At 40.8% G+C, this 19,916-nt stretch carries 24 protein-coding genes; 18 read left to right on the forward strand and 6 right to left on the reverse strand.

Annotation, left to right across the window (positions count from 1 at the left end; genetic code table 11):
* The first annotated feature begins 129 nt into the window (after window positions 1–129).
* The gene (locus tag AMR95_RS18365) at window positions 130–1,047 is read left to right on the forward strand and encodes an ROK family protein (RefSeq protein ID WP_058839073.1); all 918 of its coding nucleotides are present in this window, start codon (window positions 130–132) and stop codon (window positions 1,045–1,047) included.
* Window positions 1,048–1,066: 19 nt separating this feature from the next.
* On the opposite strand, the gene AMR95_RS18370 is transcribed toward AMR95_RS18365, so the two are convergent.
* Window positions 1,067–1,645, reverse strand: coding sequence for a 5' nucleotidase, NT5C type (locus tag AMR95_RS18370; RefSeq protein WP_058839074.1), 579 nt, complete (start codon window positions 1,643–1,645; stop codon window positions 1,067–1,069).
* 139 nt (window positions 1,646–1,784) lie between these two features.
* Here AMR95_RS18370 and AMR95_RS18375 point away from each other — a divergent pair, with 139 nt between their 5' ends.
* Window positions 1,785–2,147 carry a DUF308 domain-containing protein gene (locus AMR95_RS18375; protein WP_024423002.1) on the forward strand — a complete coding sequence of 121 codons (363 nt, stop codon included), beginning with the start codon at window positions 1,785–1,787 and terminating at the stop codon, window positions 2,145–2,147.
* 43 nt (window positions 2,148–2,190) lie between these two features.
* Here AMR95_RS18375 and ispG read toward each other — a convergent pair whose 3' ends face one another.
* Window positions 2,191–3,306 carry a flavodoxin-dependent (E)-4-hydroxy-3-methylbut-2-enyl-diphosphate synthase gene (ispG, locus tag AMR95_RS18380; RefSeq protein WP_024423001.1) on the reverse strand — a complete coding sequence of 372 codons (1,116 nt, stop codon included), beginning with the start codon at window positions 3,304–3,306 and terminating at the stop codon, window positions 2,191–2,193.
* 105 nt (window positions 3,307–3,411) lie between these two features.
* Window positions 3,412–3,714, reverse strand: coding sequence for a hypothetical protein (locus AMR95_RS18385; protein WP_039180007.1), 303 nt, complete (start codon window positions 3,712–3,714; stop codon window positions 3,412–3,414).
* Between the two features lie 198 nt (window positions 3,715–3,912).
* Between AMR95_RS18385 and AMR95_RS18390 the strand changes: the two genes are divergently transcribed.
* Window positions 3,913–4,458: a GNAT family N-acetyltransferase gene (locus AMR95_RS18390; RefSeq protein ID WP_058839075.1), complete on the forward strand. Its 546-nt coding sequence runs from the start codon at window positions 3,913–3,915 to the stop codon at window positions 4,456–4,458.
* 56 nt (window positions 4,459–4,514) lie between these two features.
* Here AMR95_RS18390 and AMR95_RS18395 read toward each other — a convergent pair whose 3' ends face one another.
* Window positions 4,515–5,273, reverse strand: a complete 759-nt coding sequence (locus AMR95_RS18395; RefSeq protein ID WP_058839076.1) for a DUF1189 domain-containing protein — start codon at window positions 5,271–5,273, stop codon at window positions 4,515–4,517.
* 144 nt (window positions 5,274–5,417) lie between these two features.
* Here AMR95_RS18395 and AMR95_RS18400 point away from each other — a divergent pair, with 144 nt between their 5' ends.
* The 9 genes from AMR95_RS18400 to pstB (AMR95_RS18440) all read left to right on the forward strand — a co-directional run bounded on the left by AMR95_RS18400 (window position 5,418) and on the right by pstB (AMR95_RS18440) (window position 15,016).
* Window positions 5,418–5,903: a DUF456 domain-containing protein gene (locus AMR95_RS18400; RefSeq protein WP_039180001.1), complete on the forward strand. Its 486-nt coding sequence runs from the start codon at window positions 5,418–5,420 to the stop codon at window positions 5,901–5,903.
* A gap of 182 nt (window positions 5,904–6,085) precedes the next feature.
* Window positions 6,086–6,694, forward strand: coding sequence for a superoxide dismutase SodA (gene sodA, locus AMR95_RS18405; RefSeq protein WP_007501264.1), 609 nt, complete (start codon window positions 6,086–6,088; stop codon window positions 6,692–6,694).
* A gap of 121 nt (window positions 6,695–6,815) precedes the next feature.
* Window positions 6,816–8,102 carry an MFS transporter gene (locus AMR95_RS18410; RefSeq protein WP_039179998.1) on the forward strand — a complete coding sequence of 429 codons (1,287 nt, stop codon included), beginning with the start codon at window positions 6,816–6,818 and terminating at the stop codon, window positions 8,100–8,102.
* A 122-nt stretch (window positions 8,103–8,224) separates the two neighbouring features.
* Entirely contained in the window at window positions 8,225–10,360 is a 2,136-nt protein-coding gene (locus tag AMR95_RS18415; protein ID WP_058839077.1) for a peptidoglycan D,D-transpeptidase FtsI family protein, read from the forward strand.
* Between the two features lie 214 nt (window positions 10,361–10,574).
* Window positions 10,575–11,492 (forward strand): phosphate ABC transporter substrate-binding protein, encoded by a 918-nt coding sequence (locus AMR95_RS18420; protein ID WP_047202306.1) that lies wholly within the window; start codon window positions 10,575–10,577, stop codon window positions 11,490–11,492.
* A gap of 79 nt (window positions 11,493–11,571) precedes the next feature.
* A complete protein-coding gene (gene pstC, locus AMR95_RS18425) occupies window positions 11,572–12,498 on the forward strand; it encodes a phosphate ABC transporter permease subunit PstC (RefSeq protein ID WP_047202305.1) in 927 nt (308 codons plus the stop codon).
* Window positions 12,498–13,382, forward strand: coding sequence for a phosphate ABC transporter permease PstA (pstA, locus tag AMR95_RS18430; RefSeq protein WP_058839078.1), 885 nt, complete (start codon window positions 12,498–12,500; stop codon window positions 13,380–13,382). Before pstC ends, pstA begins: the two co-directional genes overlap by 1 nt.
* Before the next feature lie 23 nt (window positions 13,383–13,405).
* Window positions 13,406–14,218, forward strand: a complete 813-nt coding sequence (pstB, locus tag AMR95_RS18435) for a phosphate ABC transporter ATP-binding protein PstB (RefSeq protein ID WP_058839079.1) — start codon at window positions 13,406–13,408, stop codon at window positions 14,216–14,218.
* A gap of 15 nt (window positions 14,219–14,233) precedes the next feature.
* The gene (pstB, locus tag AMR95_RS18440; RefSeq protein WP_039179987.1) at window positions 14,234–15,016 is read left to right on the forward strand and encodes a phosphate ABC transporter ATP-binding protein PstB; all 783 of its coding nucleotides are present in this window, start codon (window positions 14,234–14,236) and stop codon (window positions 15,014–15,016) included.
* Window positions 15,017–15,057: 41 nt separating this feature from the next.
* Here pstB (AMR95_RS18440) and AMR95_RS18445 read toward each other — a convergent pair whose 3' ends face one another.
* On the reverse strand, window positions 15,058–15,558 hold the full coding sequence (locus tag AMR95_RS18445; protein WP_024422990.1) for an endolytic transglycosylase MltG: 501 nt from the start codon (window positions 15,556–15,558) through the stop codon (window positions 15,058–15,060).
* On the reverse strand, window positions 15,555–15,902 hold the full coding sequence (locus AMR95_RS18450; protein WP_024422989.1) for a hypothetical protein: 348 nt from the start codon (window positions 15,900–15,902) through the stop codon (window positions 15,555–15,557). Before AMR95_RS18450 ends, AMR95_RS18445 begins: the two co-directional genes overlap by 4 nt.
* Before the next feature lie 413 nt (window positions 15,903–16,315).
* On the opposite strand from AMR95_RS18450, the gene rpmG reads away from it, so the two are divergent.
* The 6 genes from rpmG to AMR95_RS18475 all read left to right on the forward strand — a co-directional run bounded on the left by rpmG (window position 16,316) and on the right by AMR95_RS18475 (window position 19,910).
* Window positions 16,316–16,465 (forward strand): 50S ribosomal protein L33, encoded by a 150-nt coding sequence (rpmG, locus tag AMR95_RS18455; RefSeq protein WP_008360061.1) that lies wholly within the window; start codon window positions 16,316–16,318, stop codon window positions 16,463–16,465.
* Window positions 16,466–16,513: 48 nt separating this feature from the next.
* Window positions 16,514–17,074: a 5-formyltetrahydrofolate cyclo-ligase gene (locus tag AMR95_RS18460; protein WP_058839080.1), complete on the forward strand. Its 561-nt coding sequence runs from the start codon at window positions 16,514–16,516 to the stop codon at window positions 17,072–17,074.
* 198 nt (window positions 17,075–17,272) lie between these two features.
* Window positions 17,273–17,737, forward strand: coding sequence for a hypothetical protein (locus AMR95_RS18465; RefSeq protein ID WP_058839081.1), 465 nt, complete (start codon window positions 17,273–17,275; stop codon window positions 17,735–17,737).
* A 100-nt stretch (window positions 17,738–17,837) separates the two neighbouring features.
* The gene (locus tag AMR95_RS19340) at window positions 17,838–18,011 is read left to right on the forward strand and encodes a hypothetical protein (protein ID WP_162473402.1); all 174 of its coding nucleotides are present in this window, start codon (window positions 17,838–17,840) and stop codon (window positions 18,009–18,011) included.
* An 86-nt stretch (window positions 18,012–18,097) separates the two neighbouring features.
* On the forward strand, window positions 18,098–19,636 hold the full coding sequence (locus tag AMR95_RS18470) for a rhomboid family intramembrane serine protease (RefSeq protein WP_058839082.1): 1,539 nt from the start codon (window positions 18,098–18,100) through the stop codon (window positions 19,634–19,636).
* A 70-nt stretch (window positions 19,637–19,706) separates the two neighbouring features.
* The gene (locus AMR95_RS18475) at window positions 19,707–19,910 is read left to right on the forward strand and encodes a YqgQ family protein (protein WP_008342322.1); all 204 of its coding nucleotides are present in this window, start codon (window positions 19,707–19,709) and stop codon (window positions 19,908–19,910) included.
* Window positions 19,911–19,916 lie beyond the last annotated feature (6 nt).

Here is a 19,916-nt window from a genome sequence, read left to right on the forward strand (position 1 = left end):
AGCCATGAAGCTGGCTTTTTTGTTTTGTCATTTGAAAACGTTTTACAAAGGGTGGCTGTTTCATTAAAATGAGATCAAGGTAATACAACGTGCAATTTGAGTCTTTTGGAGTAAAGGGAGGGGTCAAAAGTGTCATATTACGTCGTGTTTGATGTAGGCGGGACGAGAACGAAACATGGATTAATGGATCAGGATGGAAAGCTAATCACTAGCGGTGACTATCAGACGAACTGCCGGCAGCTTGAACTGTTTTTAGAAGCAATGGCGGGTGTGGTCAGGGAATATCAAAGGAAGCAGGATGTCAGGGGTATCGCCATCAGTCTTCCAGGCTTTGTGGACAGTGAATCAGGTTTTACAGAATTTGCAGGCGCGATCATCGCCTTAAATGGTCAAAATGTAAAAACACTATTAGAAGAGAAAACATCTCTTCGTGTAGAAGTGGAAAATGATGCGAACTGTGCAGCTCTCGCAGAAAAATATAGCGGCCATGCGAAAGAGTGTGACAGCTTTATTTGTATGACGCTTGGCACAGGTGTTGGCGGTGGTATTTTCGCTGGTGGTCAGCTTGTGCGCGGGGCTTCCTTTCGCGGCGGTGAATTTGGCATGATGCTGACAGAAACAGACAATGGACAATTTACAACACTCAACAGCAGCGCTTCAACGGCTGGACTCATTCGCAGCTATAAAGAAAAGCAAGGAATTCCGCAAAGTACACAAATAGACGGACAAGACATTTTTGAAAAGGCGAAGCACGATCCGTCCATTGAAAAACTGGTGGATCAGTGGTACAAGCGAATCGCCATTGGCATTTACAATGTCGCAACCGTCCTCAATCCAGAAAAAATTCTTATTGGCGGCGGCGTGAGCGCAAGACCAGATTTACTATCAAGTATTGAGAAACACCTACATACACTGCCTGCGTGGAAGAACATTCAGGTGAAGCTGGAAACGTGTTATTACTTGAATCAGGCAGGCATGAAGGGAGCGCTGTACCATTTCCTCATGAAAGAAGGGCAGCTTGCTCCATCGAAAAAGCCGATACATTAAATGTATCGGCTTTTCTACCTTAATAAGCAGCTTGCAGACGCTGTTCATATTGTTTGATCCATTGAGACGCTTCCTGCCAGTTGTTTACGCGAATAATTCTGTCGTCAATTGGCATCTGGTTATAAGGGGAGTTAAAAAGTATAACCGGGATGTCTGCCTCTTTTGCAATCATTGTGGCATTGCCGTGATGGTCTTCAAAAAATACATCAATCTTGTGCTTTTGAACGGCTTCCAGCTTATAATGACCGCCAACCAGCTCAATGTCATCATAATGCACGTCATGTTCTTGAAACCACTTGTAGGTGATATCTGAATGATGCTGCCTTCTTGCTGTAATATAAATCAATTTGTGCTGCTGTTTCATTTGATCGAGGATCTCTTTAGCACCCTCAGCAGGCTTTGCCTGTTTATAAATAAGAGGCTCATGCTCATTCATCCAGCCCCAAAATTCTTCTTGAGAAATCTTTAAAAGCTTCGTCAAATCATATTCTGTCATATCATCTAGTGTCATGGCACATTGGAACGACTCGTTTAAATAGGGAACAAAGGTGTCCTGTGCCGTCACTGTACCATCAATATCAATTCCTAAACGTAACATGCCCACACTCCTCATTTTTATACTCTTAAAGTGTAACATAATCATTTCACAATTCCAGCAAGTTTTAGCAAACATGAAACAGACATTTTTGCTCATACTAAAAAAGCTCCTTTCTATTAACCAAAAGGGGGAATTGATCATGGAAAGAGACGAGGATTTCAGAAGAAATGATCGTGAAATCGACACACACTTTAGTAATGATGATGGCTATTTAGAGGAAACAGCTGCTGAAATTGCAGAGCCATATCAAGCTTCAAGAGATCGAGAAGATAGACGAGGACGTGACCAAGCAGGTGACGATTCAGGCAGTAAAGGGATAGGCTATACAGCACTCGCGATTGCGATTATCTCATTATTTGTCTTGCCGGTGCTATTAGGGGTAGCGGCCATCGTCGTTGGTTATATTGCACGAAGAAAAGGAGCACATGCGCTTGGCGCGTGGTCAATTGGGATCGGAATTGTTTCCGTCATCCTAGGCATATTTATCACCCCGTTCTTTTAACAAGAACAGAAAAACGCCTGACAATGACGTCAGGCGTTTTTTGTTAAGCATTCGCTTGTTTTTCTTTTTCAGCTTCCATTTTTGCATAATGTTCTTCAGCGATTTTATCGATTTCTTTTTTCAGTTCTTCGACCATTGTTTCTTCCGGTACTTTACGAACAATCTCACCTTTACGGAACAATAAGCCTTCGCCTCTAGCGCCTGCGATGCCGATATCTGCTTCACGCGCTTCACCTGGACCATTTACAGCGCAGCCGAGAACTGCTACTTTAATCGGAGCTTTGATTTTAGAAATATATTCTTCGACTTCATTTGCAATGCTGATAAGGTCAATTTCAATTCGTCCACAAGTTGGGCAGGAGATCAGAGTTGCTGCATTTGATGCAAGACCAAATGATTTCAACAATTCACGTGCTACTTTTACTTCTTCAACTGGGTCAGCACTTAATGAGATACGGAGTGTGTTCCCAATCCCCATATTCAAAATAGCGCCAAGTCCAGCTGCACTTTTGACTGTACCTGCAAATAACGTACCTGATTCTGTAATCCCAAGATGAAGAGGATAATCAAAGGCTTTCGCCGCTTTTTCGTATGCCTCAATTGCAAGGTTTACATCAGATGCTTTCATACTGACGATGATGTCATGAAAGTCTAGGTCTTCTAGAATTTTAATGTGATGCAGTGCACTTTCGACCATACCATCTGCAGTTGGGTAGCCGTATTTATCAAGAATCTTTTTCTCTAATGAACCAGCGTTTACCCCAATACGAATTGGAATGCCTTTTTCTTTTGCTGCTTTGACAACAGCTTCAACTTTTTCTCTTCTTCCAATGTTTCCTGGATTGATTCGGATTTTGTCTGCGCCTGCTTCAATCGCTTTCAGTGCAAGCTTGTAGTCAAAATGAATATCCACAACAAGCGGGATGTTAATTTGTTTTTTAATGTCCGCAATTGCATTTGCTGCACGCTCATCTGGACATGCGACACGCACGATTTGACAGCCTGCCTCTTCTAAACGTTTAATTTCAGCGACTGTCGCTTCGACATCATGTGTTTTGGTTGTTGCCATACTTTGAATGACAACCTCATTATTTCCACCTATAGTTAAAGGTCCCACTTTGACGGGACGCGTTTTAGTACGATGTGTGACTTCACTCACTTGTCAATCGCTCCTTAGTGTACAAGCAATTCTTTGCCGTGTACGTCGTGTTTTACAGTTCATATTGTAACAGTCTCTTCGTATGAATGACAAGGAATTAACGTTTTATCTCTTATAGACAGGAAACTTATATGTACTGCCTGCTCTGATTTCGTTCGCTTTCACACCTTGATTCAGCTCCTCGAAATCTTTAATGACATCATCAAGTGGCTTGCTTGTATGTACGATGGAGAGGACCGTTTCACCTTGTTTTACCGTAACGTTCTTATATGTCTTTTTCTCAGCTGTTTGAAGGGCACTTGCTGGAACGGCTGGGTTTTCCTCAACAGGAATGGTTCCATTTTTTAAATCAAAAAAGATAATAAAGAGGACAAATAAACTGATTAGTAAAAAAAGAATTCGCCGCATTTTACTCACCGCTTTTAAGAGTTTACTTCAGTCTATGCATGTCCTGAAATGATAGAACCAAAAAAGAGGAGAAAAGCTGGAAAGGATGGTTCTAGTTAGTTCTAGTATGTCTTGTAATAAAACTGCTTGGGTCGTTGGTGTAAATAGGAGAGCAATCTCATATGGCGATTATGATAAAATAAGAAATGGGGAGATTTTATGAAGAAAGTTAGTCAGCATATATATGTGAGAACACTAACAGAAAATGATGCAGAATCACTGTTAACATTAGAACTTGAGAATCGCTCATATTTTCAGGGATTTACACCTTTGATCAAAGATGATTTCTTCACGTTACCTCGTCAAATTGAACGAATTCAGCGGAGTAGGCAAAGAAGAGAACAAGATGAATCATACATGCATGGTATCTTCTTAAATGAAACAGGTGACTTAATTGGGACGATCTCTTTAAGTTCTGTCGTAAGAGGTCCGATAGAAGGAGCTTGGCTCGGGTATGTACTCGATCAAAGACAGGGCGGAAAAGGATATATGACAGAAGCCATTCGTTTAATCATTGACTATGCCTTTTTTGAGTTGAATCTCCATCGGATTGAGGCTGGAGTAAAGCCGAGTAACAAGGGTTCCATTCGTGTACTTGAAAAGACAGGTTTTGAAAATGAGGGACTAAATCGTAAAAAAGTAAAGATTAATGGCGTGTGGGAGGATCATTATTTATTTGCGATCATCCATCCAGATGAGTCCTAGCGCATGAATATACATAAAAAGCTCCTCCGAGACGGGGGAGCTTTTATTGTGATGGATCATTTGCTTTTTTTTGCAGGTATTTCTTTTACAACAAGATATAAAAAGATAAAGTTAATGACCCAATTCAATAAAAATGAGTTTGCAACAGGTGTGTTTAATGCACTCATGATGGCGAAAAAGACCGTGGTTAATGTGAGTGAATAAGCGGAGAGCTTCCAAAGCATTTGGAAAGACAGCTCTTTTTGCTGCATTCGTTTAATAAATGTACCAAGCATTGCAAGGAATGTTGCGCTAATAAACATGAGCGCCGCAGTTGATAAATATAGCAGTACACAGATGACAGGGATAATAATCGCTTGGTTCTGATTTGTGACGCGAGCAAGTTCGTCTTTTGTCAGCGTTCCGCCTAGGAGCTGGTATGGAATATCTGTCATTTGCCCATCAATCGCAATCACTGCTTTTTCCTTTAATAAAGCAATGGCTGTTTGCTTTGATTCAAGTTCACTTGCTTTTATTTTTTCAGCAGGATCAAAGATGATCGTAATGCCGTTTTCTTCTTTTTCTATTGGTGCACTTTGATCCGCTTGAAGCTTTCCTTTTTCAATTGAAAAGTCGGGTAAATCTTTTTTGATCACGTGCTGAAATCCTGACATCGCATTCGAGATCTCTTGACTCATGTGATATCCCTGAGGAACTGCTGCGATAATTGAAAGGATAAAAATGAATAAAATCGCTTTACCGATCCCTGTAAAACGTGCTTTGGCAACATCTTTTGGTGAATAAATTCCTTTTAACAATAGATTAAATACGTTCAATACCCATTCACTTCCTACATTCTTTTCTATTTCTCATATTGTATCAATGTCTATCCATCAAGTACAAGTATGGCCTCATCACTGGTTAAGATAGAAGGAATGAGGCATAATGTATACAGCATATAAAAAGGAGGCGGCAGGGTCTTGGACGTGCTTTATTGGATACTGATTGGCTGTGCATTTATCATTGCGTTTGTTGGACTGGTTTATCCAATTATTCCGAGTGTGGTCTTTATGGTACTCGGATTTATTCTATATGGCTTCTTCTTTAGTTTCGAGCCGCTTACACTGACGTTCTGGCTCATTCAAGCGATGTTTACTGCCGTCTTATTTGCGGCGGATTATGTTTCAAATCTTATAGGGGTCAAGCGCTTTGGCGGCAGCAAGGCAGCTATTTGGGGAAGCACCATTGGGTTATTAGCTGGTCCTTTTGTGATCCCCATTGCAGGAATTATTATTGGTCCATTTCTCGGGAGTGTCATTGCAGAGCTCCTTGTTCATCAAAAAGATTTGAAGACGAGTGTGAAAGTCGGATTAGGCTCATTAATTGGATTTGTATCAGGTGTTTTTGCAAAAGGATTGATTCAGGCGCTAATGCTGGGCATCTTTTTATTTTATGTCCTTCGCTAAGTTGAAAAAGGGTGTTTAAAACTTTATCTAAAGGGCTAAATACAAAATAAACACTGAAATGTTTCAGAACATGAGCAATAACGTTGAAACAAGCTGTTTCTTTTGATACTCTTTGAGTAGGGTGAATTGCTGACTTACAAAGGAAGCATTTCAGTACATACATTTTAAGGAGGAAATTAACCATGGCTTTTAAACTTCCAGAATTACCATATGCTTACGATGCATTAGAACCACATATCGACAAGGAAACAATGACGATTCACCACACAAAACACCACAACACATATGTAACAAACTTAAACAAAGCAATCGAAGGTGTATCAGCTCTTGAAGATCAATCAATTGAAGAGCTAGTGGCTAACTTAAACTCAGTGCCTGAAAACATTCGTACAGCTGTACGTAACAATGGCGGAGGACATGCGAACCACTCATTATTCTGGACGCTTCTTTCACCAAACGGTGGCGGCGCACCAACTGGTGAACTTGCAGATGCAATCGAAAAAGAATTAGGCGGATTTGAAAAATTCAAATCTGATTTCGCTGCAGCAGCTGCAGGACGCTTTGGTTCTGGTTGGGCATGGCTTGTTGTGAACAACGGAAAACTTGAAATCACAAGCACGCCAAACCAAGATTCTCCTTTAACTGAAGGAAAAACGCCAATTCTAGGACTAGACGTTTGGGAGCATGCTTACTACCTAAACTACCAAAACCGTCGTCCTGATTACATTTCAGCATTCTGGAATGTTGTGAACTGGGATGAAGTAGCTCGCCTTTACAGCGAAGCAAAATAATGATTTGATTCTAAAAGACCTGCTTTCAAGAGAAGCAGGTCTTTTTATATTTTCCCTCCTTTTTTTACATATCTGCCTTTTGATGAGACAGACTATTGTGTAGAAAAGGAGAATGAATTGTATGAGCAGATTAAAAAAAATGTTCGGGGACATGGATGTTACAAGAGATTTATTGCTCCTCCTCACGATTGGCGGGTTATACGCACTTGCCATTGCGCTTTCAAATACGTTTGTAAATGTGTACTTATGGAAACAGTCTGGGAAATTCACAGATCTTGCGATTTATAACTTGGCCATTGTGGTGCTTCAGCCCATTACGTTTTTATTCGCTGGCCGGCTCGCTAAAAAAATAGACCGGGCGTTTGTCCTTCGTTTCGGTGTCATCTTTTTAGCCGCTTTTTATTTGATTGTTTTAATGGCAGGAGAACAAGCGGCCGCACGGCTTGTTTTATTGGGAAGTGTCCTTGGGATCGGCTATGGTTTTTACTGGCTTGCTTTTAACGTACTCACCTTTGAGATCACCGAGCCTGAAACAAGAGACTTCTTTAATGGGTTTCTCGGGGTGCTTTCCTCAACTGCTGGCATGATCGGTCCTCTCATTGCGGGGATTGTCATTTCTCAGTTAACGGATGATACAGGCTACACAGTCATTTTCACGTTATCGCTTTTTTTGTTTTCATTAGCGGTTGTGATGAGCTTTTTCCTCAAAAGAAGACAGTCAAAAGGCAAATTTATCATCAAACAAATTTGGAAAGAACGCCATGCAGACGAGAATTGGCGTAGGATTACATCAGCTCACTTTTTTCAAGGGCTTCGTGAAGGGGTCTTTGTCTTCTTAATCAGTGTCTTCGTGTTTATTGCAACAAACAGTGAGCTTGCTCTCGGGACGTTTGGTTTAGTGAATTCAGGTGTTGCGTTTTTTGCTTATTTTTTCGCTACGCGTTTGATTAAGAAAAAGTGGCGGAAGAAGGCGATTATGCTTGGAGGGCTGATTTTATACGGCGCCTTGTTTTTAATCGTTTTCCACTTGTCCTATGTTTCACTTCTGATGTATGCGGTAGCCATTGCGATAGGATATCCGCTCCTGCTTGTTCCTTATGTATCCTTAACATATGATGTCATCGGCCATGCAAGGTATGCCAGAAAGGCCAGAATTGAATATATTGTGGTCAGAGAGCTATTTTTAAATGCCGGCCGTATTAGTTCGATTATTTTGTTCCTGCTGTCTGTCACCTTACTAGGTGATGAGCTCGGAATCCCAGCATCTCTTGTTGTGCTCGGGGCGGGACATACCCTCATTTATTATTTTGTAAAAGATATTCATTTAAAAGAAAAAACAGCTGATATGAAAGAGGCTGACGGTCAAAAGCCAGTTTCTCACACGAACCTTATTAAGGGAGAAAGGTAAAATTTCTTACCAATGGAACATCAAATTTCTAGATAAATGATAAAAAAACCGCTAAAATGATGATGGCACCTTTTAAACACAAAAAGGGGTGCCATTTCTTTCTTGATAGAAAAGGTGATGTGATGAGAAACAAGAAAAACAAAAAAGACGCGAAGGAAGGGCGCAAAACACTTCCGATCCGGCTGAATTTATTATTTTTAGCTGCGTTTATTATTTTTACCGGTGTTGTCGTTAGACTCGGGTTTGTGCAAATTGTCAATGGAGAAGATTATAAAAAGCAGGCAGAGAAACAAGAAGATGTGAATGTCAGCTCATCTGCTCCGCGGGGAAAAATTTACGATCGAAACTACAATACGATTGTCAGCAATAAAGCGCTAAATGCCATTACATATACGAGAACCTCGACGACTTCACAAGAAGAGCGGCTCAAAGTGGCATCAAAATTAGCGGATATGATTCATGTGAGTACGAAAAAAATCACAGATCGTGACAAAAAAGATTTCTGGATCTTAACGCATCCGAATGAAGCGAAAAAGCTTGTTCAAAAGGAATCAGAATTAAAGGATGACGATAAGGTCTCTGATGATAAACTATATGAGCTTCAGCTAAAACGCATCACAGACAAGGAATTAAATCAACTGACGAAAAAAGATTTACAAGTGCTTGCTATTAAAAGGCAGATGGATGCAGGCTATGCACTGACGCCTCAATTTATTAAAAATGAAGATGTAAAGCCAAGTGAAATTGCTTACGTCTCTGAGCATTTGGACGAGCTGCCAGGTGTTGATGTGACGACAGACTGGTCACGTAGCTATCCGTATAAAGGACTGCTCCGCAGTATGCTTGGCAGTGTGTCTTCGAGTGATGAAGGTCTTCCGCAGTCACTTCTTGAGCATTATCTATCACTCGGCTACAGCCGAAATGACCGTGTAGGAAAAAGCTATCTTGAATATCAATATGAAGATGTCCTGCAGGGCCAAAAGGAAAAAGAACAGAGTACAACTGATAAACAGGGCAATGTCACAAGCTCTAAAGTGTTAACAGAAGGTAAAAGCGGGAAAGACCTTGTGCTGACAATTGACATTCAGCTGCAAAAAGCGGTTGAAAAAATTATTGAAAAGAACTTGAGAAGTGCGAAACAAAGAGGGGGAACTGAGCTTCTTGATCGCGCATTTGTTGTTATGATGGATCCGAGAAATGGAGAGGTTCTCTCTGTTGCGGGTAAGCAGATTTCAAACAAAAACGGAAAATACAAGTTCGATGATTACTCATTAGGAACGATGACATCCTCATATGCGATGGGATCAGCTGTAAAAGGGGCAACGGTACTAACCGGATATAAAACAGGCGCTATTCATATTGGAAGTACCCAATATGATGAACCTCTCTATATCGCTCAGTCACCGCCAAAGAAATCCTATCAAAATATGGGACTCATTAATGATTTAACAGCACTAGAGCGTTCATCTAACGTGTATATGTTCAAAACAGCGATCGCTATTGGGAAAAGCGAATATCGTAAGAATCAGCCGCTCCCAATTGATCCGAAAGCATTTGATACGTTCCGCTACAATTTCAGTAAATTTGGCCTTGGCGTCAAAACTGGTATTGACCTGCCAAACGAGGCAACGGGCTACAGAGGAACGTCTACACAATCGGGCCTTTTACTTGACTATGCGATTGGACAGTATGATACGTTTACACCGCTGCAAATGGCGCAATACGTTTCAACCATTGCAAATGGGGGATATCGTTTACGTCCGCAGCTTGTCAAAGAAGTGAGAGAGCCAGATCCGCAGCGCGGCATTGGAGCTGTGACAGAATCCGTCAAACCGGATGTATTGAATAAGCTAGACATGACAAGTGATGAAATCAAGCGTGTCCAGCAAGGCTTCAAGCTTGTCATGCAGAACCCAAGAGGGACAGCCTATTCAAACTTTGGCAACAAAAAGTATAATCCAGCTGGCAAAACAGGAACCGCTCAATCATTCTATGACGGTCCAATTAAAAGCAAGCGCGGTACACCGACGTATAACACAACTCTTGTAGCATACGCGCCTGCTGATAATCCAGAAGTGGCTATTTCCGTTGTCGTCCCGTGGGTGTATCAAGACTACAACCAGCGCTATCCAATTACAAATGATATTGGTGAACAAGTATTAGACAAGTACTTTGAACTGAAATCAAAACAGGAAAGCAATGATACACAGGCGAAAAACAAAAACAAAATTGAAAATGAAGCAGAAACAAATAACTAGACCTTTCATAGGTAAAAACGCTCACTTTTTGTGGGCGTTTTTTTACGTTTTCTTCAAAAATTCCGATATAAATTGACAAAATTCATAAAAAACGCCGCAATTTCTCTACAAAACTTCGACATTTACAAAACCTTAACATTCCATTTAAACGAAATTAATAAAGAACCTTTAATGTATTACTCGTAGGACAAATTATTCAGGGGGTATTCTTGAAATGAAAAAGAACAAATTATGGCTGCTTACTTTCCTTACTATCGCATTGTTAGCATTCGTCACAGCATGCGGAAACAGCAGCTCAAGCGGAGATTCAAAAGACAGTAAAGGAAATGCTTCAAACAAAGATGAGGCATCAGGTTCCATTACCATCTCAGGATCATCTGCGATGCAGCCTTTAGTTCTTGCGGCAGCAGAAAAATTCATGGATAAACATCCAAAAGCCGATATTCAAGTACAAGCCGGCGGTTCAGGAACAGGACTTTCTCAAGTTTCAGAAGGATCTGTACAAATTGGTAACTCAGATGTATTCGCTGAAGAGAAAGACGGAATCGACGCAAAAGCTTTAAAAGACCACAAAGTAGCAGTTGTTGGAATGGCCGCAGCTGTAAACCCTGAAGTGGGTGTCAAAGACATCACAAAGGACGAATTGAAAAAAATCTTCACTGGTAAAATCAAAAACTGGAAAGAGCTTGGCGGGAAAGACCAAAAAATCACGCTTGTCAACAGACCTGATTCTTCAGGAACTCGTGCAACATTTGTGAAATATGCACTTGATGGTGCAACACCTGCAGAAGGAATCACAGAAGATTCTTCAAACACAGTGAAAAAACTGATTGCAGAAACACCAGGTGCGATTGGATACCTAGCATTCTCTTATTTAACAGATGACAAAATTACACCGCTTAGCATTGATGGTGTGAAACCAGAAGAAAGCAATGTAGAAAGCGGTAAATATACAATTTGGGCATACGAGCACTCTTATACAAAAGGTGAGCCGGAAGGTCTAGCAAAACAATTCTTAGATTACCTTATGAGTGACGAAGTACAAAAAGAAATCGTTAAAGACCAAGGCTACATCTCAGTCTCTAATATGAAAGTAGAAAGAGACGCAGCAGGCAAACAATCAGATAAGTAAGAGGTCTTGAATTGCTGATGAAGGAAAAGTGGAGCATTTCACTTTTCCTTTTATGACATTCATAGGAGTGTAGAAAAAGATGAAGCAGATAGAACATACAGAAGCGAGCGATCGGCTGATCAGCTCGAAGAAAAATAGGCAAATGGATGAAGTAAGAGGAAGTATTTTGGTGAGATTCTGCGCATTCTTAATGATTGCAGTATCCATCGCCATCACCATCTTCCTTGGCATTAAGGGTTTACAATCTTTCATCGTAAATGGTGTAAGCCCAATTGAGTTCTTAACCAGTATCAATTGGAACCCCACAGCAGAAAACCCGGAGTACGGCGCATTTCCTTTTATCTTTGGATCGATCGCCGTCACGCTTCTATCGGCACTTATTGCAGCGCCGCTAGGCATCGCAGGAGCGATCTTTATGACAGAAATTGCACCTGCATGGGGCCGGAAAATTCTCCAGCCAGTCATTGAATTGCTTGTAGGGATTCCATCCGTTGTTTACGGATTCATAGGTCTTACAGTATTGGTGCCGTTTATCGGACATTTCAAGTCAAGCGGCTCAGGGCATAGCGTGTTAGCAGGAACGATTGTCCTGTCTATTATGATTCTGCCAACCGTTACATCTATTGCAACTGATGCAATGGCTTCCCTTCCAAAAAGCTTACGTGAGGGATCGTATGCACTTGGCGCAACAAGATGGCAAACGATTAGACGTGTGCTTGTACCAGCAGCTCTTCCAACATTAATGACAGCGGTCGTTCTTGGGATGGCGAGAGCATTTGGAGAAGCCCTTGCCGTTCAAATGGTCATTGGAAACACACGTAATTTACCAGAGAGCATTATGGATACAGCTGGTACATTAACAACCATTATTACGTTAAACATGGGTCACACAACGTATGGAAGTGTTGAAAACAATACACTTTGGTCAATGGGGCTTGTCCTTCTAGTTGTATCGTTTATGTTCATACTCATTATCAGATACTTGTCGTCTAGGAGGAAGATTTAATGAATAGCAAAATGACCGATCGTTTTGCCACGATTGTTTTTGGATTATGTGCCGCCATTATTACGGCGATCCTAGTTGGTTTGTTTTCTTATATCATTTTCAACGGTGCAAAAGAATTAAACTTTGACTTTTTGACAACCCGCTCAAGTGCAATTGGCTCTGGCGGCGGCATCAGGGATCAGCTGTTTAACTCGTTTTACATTTTGTTTATTACAATGCTGATCACAGTACCACTTGGTGTCGGCGGCGGAGTGTACATGGCTGAATATGCGCCTCAAAACAAAGTCACTGATTTTATTCGTACATGTATTGAAGTGCTGTCTTCACTTCCTTCCATTGTCATTGGTATGTTTGGTTTACTTATGTTTGTCAATTTAACAGGCTGGGGCTATACAATCATCGGAGGAGCTCTTGCGCTCACGGTGTTTAACCTGCCAGTGATGGTCAGGGTGACAGAAGACGCGCTTCGCTCTGTACCGAAGGATCAAAAGGAAGCATCACTAGCGCTTGGTGTGACGAAATGGCATACAGTGAAGACGGTCCTGATTCCAGGTGCGATTCCTTCTATTATTACCGGTGCGATTTTAGCATCAGGAAGAGTTTTCGGGGAGGCAGCAGCGCTTCTTTTCACAGCAGGTCTCACCACACCGCGTCTAGATTTTACAAACTGGAGTCCATTTTCTGATACGTCACCGCTGAATATTTTTAGACCGGCAGAAACATTAGCCGTTCATATATGGAACGTCAATACACAAGGAATCATTCCAGATGCGGAGGTCATTGCAAATGGTGCATCAGCCGTACTTGTGCTTTCAGTTTTAGTATTCAACTTAGCAGCTAGATGGCTTGGTTCATTTATTCATAAGAAGCTTACGTCAAAATAATGTGAGAAAGGTGTGAAGGGGATATGGTTCAAATGCTAGCAGAAAAAAAAGAGATTGCAGCAAAAAAGGCTCCACTTCAAGCAGAACAGATTTTACAGGTGCAGGATTTAAGCATTTATTATGGGGAAAAAAGAGCGGTCAATCACATTTCATTTGAAATTGAGAAGAACGCAATTACCGCATTAATCGGTCCATCTGGCTGCGGGAAATCAACCTTTTTACGCAGCATTAACCGCATGAACGACTTGATCCCAGGTGCGAGAAGTGAAGGGGCGATCATGTACGAAGGGCTCAATATTTTGGATGACCGCATTAATGTGGTCAATTTAAGAAGAGAAATCGGCATGGTTTTCCAAAAGCCAAACCCATTTCCTAAATCGATCTACAATAACATTACCCATGCATTAAAGTATGCGGGAGAAAAAAGAAAATCAGTGCTTGATGATGCAGTAGAGGAAAGTTTAACAAAAGCGGCACTTTGGGATGAGGTCAAAGATCGTCTGCACCGCTCAGCTTTGTCATTATCCGGCGGTCAGCAGCAGCGCCTTTGTATTGCCCGTACTCTTTCGATGAAACCTAGCGTTCTTTTATTAGATGAACCTGCTTCTGCCCTAGACCCGATCTCAAATGCAAAAATTGAAGAGTTATTATCAGATTTGAAAAATGATTATTCGATCGTCATTGTGACTCACAACATGCAGCAAGCATTACGTGTATCTGATCATACGGCCTTTTTCCTAAACGGTGATCTAGTAGAATATGATGCCACTGAACGTATCTTTACACGTCCTGCGCAGCAAAAAACAGAAGACTATATCAATGGTCGATTTGGATAAGGCGGGTGAATTTTAATGAATGCAGTAGCAACTGAAACAGCAAAAAAAGAAGTGTTTCGTGTGAATGATATGAACCTTTGGTATGGACAGCATCACGCACTCAAGCATATTGATTTAGACATAAGAGAGCATGAAGTCACAGCAATTATCGGTCCGTCCGGCTGCGGAAAGTCAACGTTTATCAAGACCTTAAATCTCATGGTCAAAACAGTGCCAGGTGTGAAAATCACCGGGGATATGATGTATAACGGTGACAATATTTTAAAAGGCCGTGTCGATCTCGTGGAACTGCGTAAAAACGTTGGGATGGTCTTTCAAAAAGGAAACCCATTCCCTCAATCTATCTTTGATAATGTCGTCTATGGGCCAAGAATTCACGGGGTGAAGAGCAAGCAGCAATTAAAAGAAATCGCTGAAAAAGCGCTTCGTGATGTTGCCCTTTGGGATGAAGTGAAAGATCGCTTAAGTGCGCCTGCATTAGGTCTTTCTGGCGGTCAGCAGCAGCGTCTTTGTATCGCAAGAGCTATTGCTACAAGCCCAGATATTTTATTAATGGATGAACCAACATCAGCGCTTGATCCTGTCTCAACATTAAAGATTGAAGAATTGATTATGAAATTAAAAGAGAAATATACGATTGCCATTGTGACGCATAACATGCAGCAAGCGGCAAGGGTATCAGATAGAACAGCCTTCTTCTTAATGGGGGAGCTTGTTGAGATCAATGATACGAATGTGATGTTCTCTGAGCCAAATGATCAAAGAACAAATGATTATATATCTGGTCGATTTGGATAACAAAAACCCCTGGAGGTCAGCGCCGCCAGGGGTTTTTATCGTTATTTTGTTAAGGCTTTGACGATTTGTTTGAACGTCATCCCTGTTTTTAAATTGAACTTGCCTGCACGAATTTCTTTATGGTAGCCGGCGTCAATCACGTAATCATTAAAATCTTTAGACGAATTGATGATTCCGTCCTTCTCAAGCATGTCTGAAACATCACTTGTGCTCATCCCGTTTTTAATAACGAATTTGACCGATTTGCCTTTAGGCTTGTCTGATGTTTCTTTATCATTTTTAGAATCGCCGTCTTCATTTGCTTTCAGTGCTTTTTCTTTATAATCAAGAAGTTGCTGATATGTTTCACGGCTGACGGAGACTTCTTTTTTAGAGTCTAAATAGTTTTTCACGTCAGTGTCTGTTACTTTCGCTGCGAGCGTTTCTTTTGTGGTTGTATCAGCCGCCGCTTCATCTTTTCCAGTGAGGAAAAATACGATTGCCAGAACACCAGTTGCAAGAATCATACCTGCCGCAAACGTTTGGATGCTTTTTTTCGTCATACAAGCACCTTCTCGTTGTCTTTAATGATCATGTTGACCTCATCTACAGATACATGCTCAGCGCGCGCAATGGCCTCAGGAGACATGCCATTTTGATGCTTTGAAATGATTTGTCTTGCGATAGATGGATCAATTTCTGAATGTTTGCGGACGACGATATTTGTTTCAAGCAATTCTTCTTCAAGAACCTTCATTTTCTTTTTCAGTTTATAGATTTCTTGCATTGCAGATAGTTGAAGTGTTTCAAGTTCCTGCTCGACTTCTTTAATCGGCTCTCTTTGAAAATATGAGAATGCGATCAGTACGATACTGACAACAAGCAATCCGATAATTGCAATTTCCATGTTTCATCACCTTTTATTCGTATTTTAATGCTGAAAACCATAAAAGGCTTTCATGATTGTTTCAGACAGTTTTCGACCCTTCTTTTTTATACCATAAAAAAGCTAGTTTCAAAAGGAATTGCTGAAAAAATCACCTTTTTTTCATCTTTTTTCTTTTTATATGAAAAACGAGTATGAAAATCTTGCTCGCTGTCAAAATAAAAGAGGGTTTCTCATGTATACAGTACGACAAAGATTGACGTTTTATAGGGGAGCAGGCCATTTTTCATGAAATGATCATACGATATAGATCAGAACGCAGGCGGATTGCACTGAAATTGAAATTGGTGAAAAAACATTCTAGCATTCCTAAGCTAGAAGTGGTATTATAGTTAGGTCTGAATGTGAATTGATTTTAGTTTGGAGGGAAAAACATGCGCGTAAATATTACTCTAGCTTGCACTGAATGCGGTGAGCGTAACTATATTACTAAAAAGAATAAGCGAAACAATCCAGATCGCGTTGAATTCAAAAAGTATTGCTCACGTGATAAAAAACAAACTTTACATCGTGAAACAAAGTAAGCAGCAGGGAATTTTCCTGCTGTTTTTTTATGATGGGAGATGATCTGTGTGAAAAAGGAACTCCGCCTTCAAACATTAGCCAAGCTGGAACAGATGAGTGCTGAGGAATTCGAGCGAAGCACCGCTTTACTTCATGAGCACTTGTTTCAGCTGCCAGCATGGAAACAAGCAAATACCATTGCCCTCACCATGTCTAGAGGAAAAGAGGTACCGACAATGCCTCTCATTGAAAAAGCATGGCAGGAGGGGAAAACAGTATGTGTACCCACCTGTTTTCCGGAAACAAAAGAGATGACGTTTTATGAATATACACCGGAAACGAAGATGATATCCCGCTACTTTGGGCTATTGGAGCCCGACCCTATGGCGTCGGCCGCTGCATCTAAAAAATTAATCGATTTGATCATTGTGCCTGGGGTGTGCTTTGATCGACAAGGCTACCGTATCGGATATGGGGGCGGCTATTATGACCGCTACTTAGCTGACTATCACGGCGAAACCCTTGCCCTTTGCTTGACTGTACAGCAAACCGAGCATATTCCGGTTGAAACGCACGACATTCCGGTCTCAATTATCGTCAGTGAGAAAGGTATCTTATATCAAAAATAAAGTCCGCTGCTTGTACGGTAGAACGGGCTTTTTTGTGTTGAGACCGTTTGGTTTGATTTATGCCTTGGTCGAAGTGAATGTTGAGTTGATATCTCTTTAAAATTTAAGTTGCGGCTTCACTTGTCTGTAAGTTAACCGATTTTAATAATAGTTTACGTTTATTCATTTAATGACTTTTTAGCTATTAGGAGGCATATATTGAAAAAATTTCGAGGAAAGAAAAGATACTTCCGTAATTTGTGGAAGGAAGTTAATACTTTTGACTTGCAACTTGATCATGATTATTGGTTCGATTTTTTTCATACCCATCTTGATTTTTGGGGTGTTGGGAAAAATAGTTTGAAAATAAGAAGAGAGCATATAAAGGCTCATATCGCTTTATACAATAGGTTGCTAAAGCAGCTCGAAGAATTTGAAAAGCCATACCAAACATGGATCTGTATTCACGAACAAGATCCAATGTTAGATGCTGTGTATGTCCATTCACCAAATCCAAATGATGATGACTTCCCGCACAAGCTTGAAGAATTAGAGCTGAATTGTAAGCTACCTCATACGTTCAAGGATTTAGTGAACCTTCATCAATTTGATGTTTCCTGTTATCGATCAGAGGGTGAAGAGGTTTATTATATTCAATCAAAAGCACAAGGGATTAGATTGTAAAGGCTGGCTAACGAACGGAACCATTCAAAGCGATAAAAACGATGGTTCATGCATAAACAAATCCTATTTAAGCCACGATACGAACATAGGAGGGAATATGATGAATAAAATGATTTGGAGCATTGTGTTCACACTGTTTGCATTCGTTCTCGTGCAAAATCGTTATCGGCTCATGAATTTGATTTTAGGCCAAAATCAAGTACGTCACTTTTTGATTAAATGGCTGATGAAAATCCCATATTTTCGGACGAAATTTATTCGCCAAGCATTCTAATCCCGCAAATGCCGGGATTTTTTTGTTTTGAAATGCGGATCAGAACGATTCTTGCTATAATAATGTAAAAAATGGAGCGCGAATGTATGAATGTCATAGATAGTCTATTTTGGCGAGTTGTTGATGAACTAAGACAAAAAGGATACGAGATGATTCAAAGTCCGTACCCAGAAGATGAAATATTTTTTGAAGCACCACGAAACTCAGGCTATGATCTCATCCGTCTATATAGAAAAGATGTGAATTTTAGACAGGAGATTGTTCGAGATATCGAGGAGCAAACATACCGGATCAATCAGCTGAGAGAAGCTATGCGTAAACGATCGCTTCATCTCTTGCAGCTGCAATTTACAACTGATGTTCCAGTAGATGATTGGGAAGACCTAAACGGTGAGCCGCAAAAAGAGAATAAGGTGACAGTTACTCCTGTGTTACTCAATGCAGACACGCTTCAAAACGATATAAACGAACTGCAAAAATGGCTCAATACATCTCTTGCAGTTGATGTAGAAGAAGCGAAGAGAGACACAGCTGAGGATGCAATGCAGCTTAAAAGGAACGTGCTCCAGGCATTTGATGATCAGGAAAAACAGCGTGAACGAGAACGGGCCGTGTTTCAAAATGGCAGACCCATTTTCACCTACTTGCTGATCGCTGTCCAAGTGGTGATGTTTCTTTTACTTGAGCTGTCTGGTGGAAGTACCAATACGGCAACTTTAACTGCATTTGGTGCTAAAAATAATGTGCTGATTTTAGAGGGTGAATGGTGGCGCCTGATAACACCAATGTTTTTACATATTGGCTTGACGCACTTACTCTTTAATACTTTTGCTCTTTGGTCCGTTGGAGCGGCTGTTGAGAGAATTTATGGATCAGGAAGATTTTTGCTCATCTATTTGATTTCCGGCATTTTTGGCTCCATAGCGAGCTTTGTGTTTAATACGGCAATTGCAGCCGGTGCATCAGGCGCGATTTTTGGCTGTTTAGGGGCACTGTTATATTTAGCTATCTCAAACCGAAAGCTTTTCTTTCGGACGATGGGGACAAATATTATTGTCATTATTCTCATTAACTTAGGAATAGGCTTCACTGTATCAGGTATTGATAATGCAGGGCATCTTGGCGGCTTGGTTGGCGGCTTTTTCACGGCATTAGCTGTCCGTCTGCCTAAACAGACGCAGCCTGTCAAAATGCTTCTTGCAACTGCTGTTTTGCTCTTGATTGGCGGTTTTGGATTGTATACAGGGTTTCATTCAGATAATCAAAAGGAAGCAGCGGCAACAAGTGAGGCAGCGAGTTTATTTGATGAGAAAAAGTATAGCGAAGCAAGTGAACGACTAGAGGAATATGTACACGAAAAAGATGCATCAGCTGAGGCACTTCATATTTATGCACTATCGGAAGCGCAGCAGGGCCAACTTGATAAGGCTATTCAATTTTTACAAAAGTCGCTTGAAAAAGATCCAGATGATCCAAATAAACTGTATCATTTATCGTTGTTATTCGTAGAAAAAGGAGAGACAGCGAAAGCAGATGATCTATTAGCGAAAGCATTAAAACAAGATCCTCAAAATGATCAATTTTTAAAGCTGAAACAATATATCGAAAATAGTCAAACACGTTGAATGACTTGACTGAAAGCGCATTTATGAATACGCTTATCCTATCTGTTGATGAGAAGAAATGGTGGAAACAATGAAAACGTTATATGATGTACAGCAGCTGCTTATGAGATTTGGAAATTATGTGTATTTCGGAGATCGTGAAGTAGAATTAGAATTTATGGCAGACGAATTGAAGGAAATGTATACATCGGGCATCATTGACCGGACTGAATGGTCAAACGCAATGACGATTCTTCAAATGGAGTTAGCCAAACTAAATCGAAAAACAATGTGAAGGTGG

The sequence above is a fragment of the Bacillus sp. G1(2015b) genome (genome assembly GCF_001482475.1).
GTDB classification, from domain to species: Bacteria; Bacillota; Bacilli; order Bacillales; family Bacillaceae; genus Bacillus; species Bacillus safensis.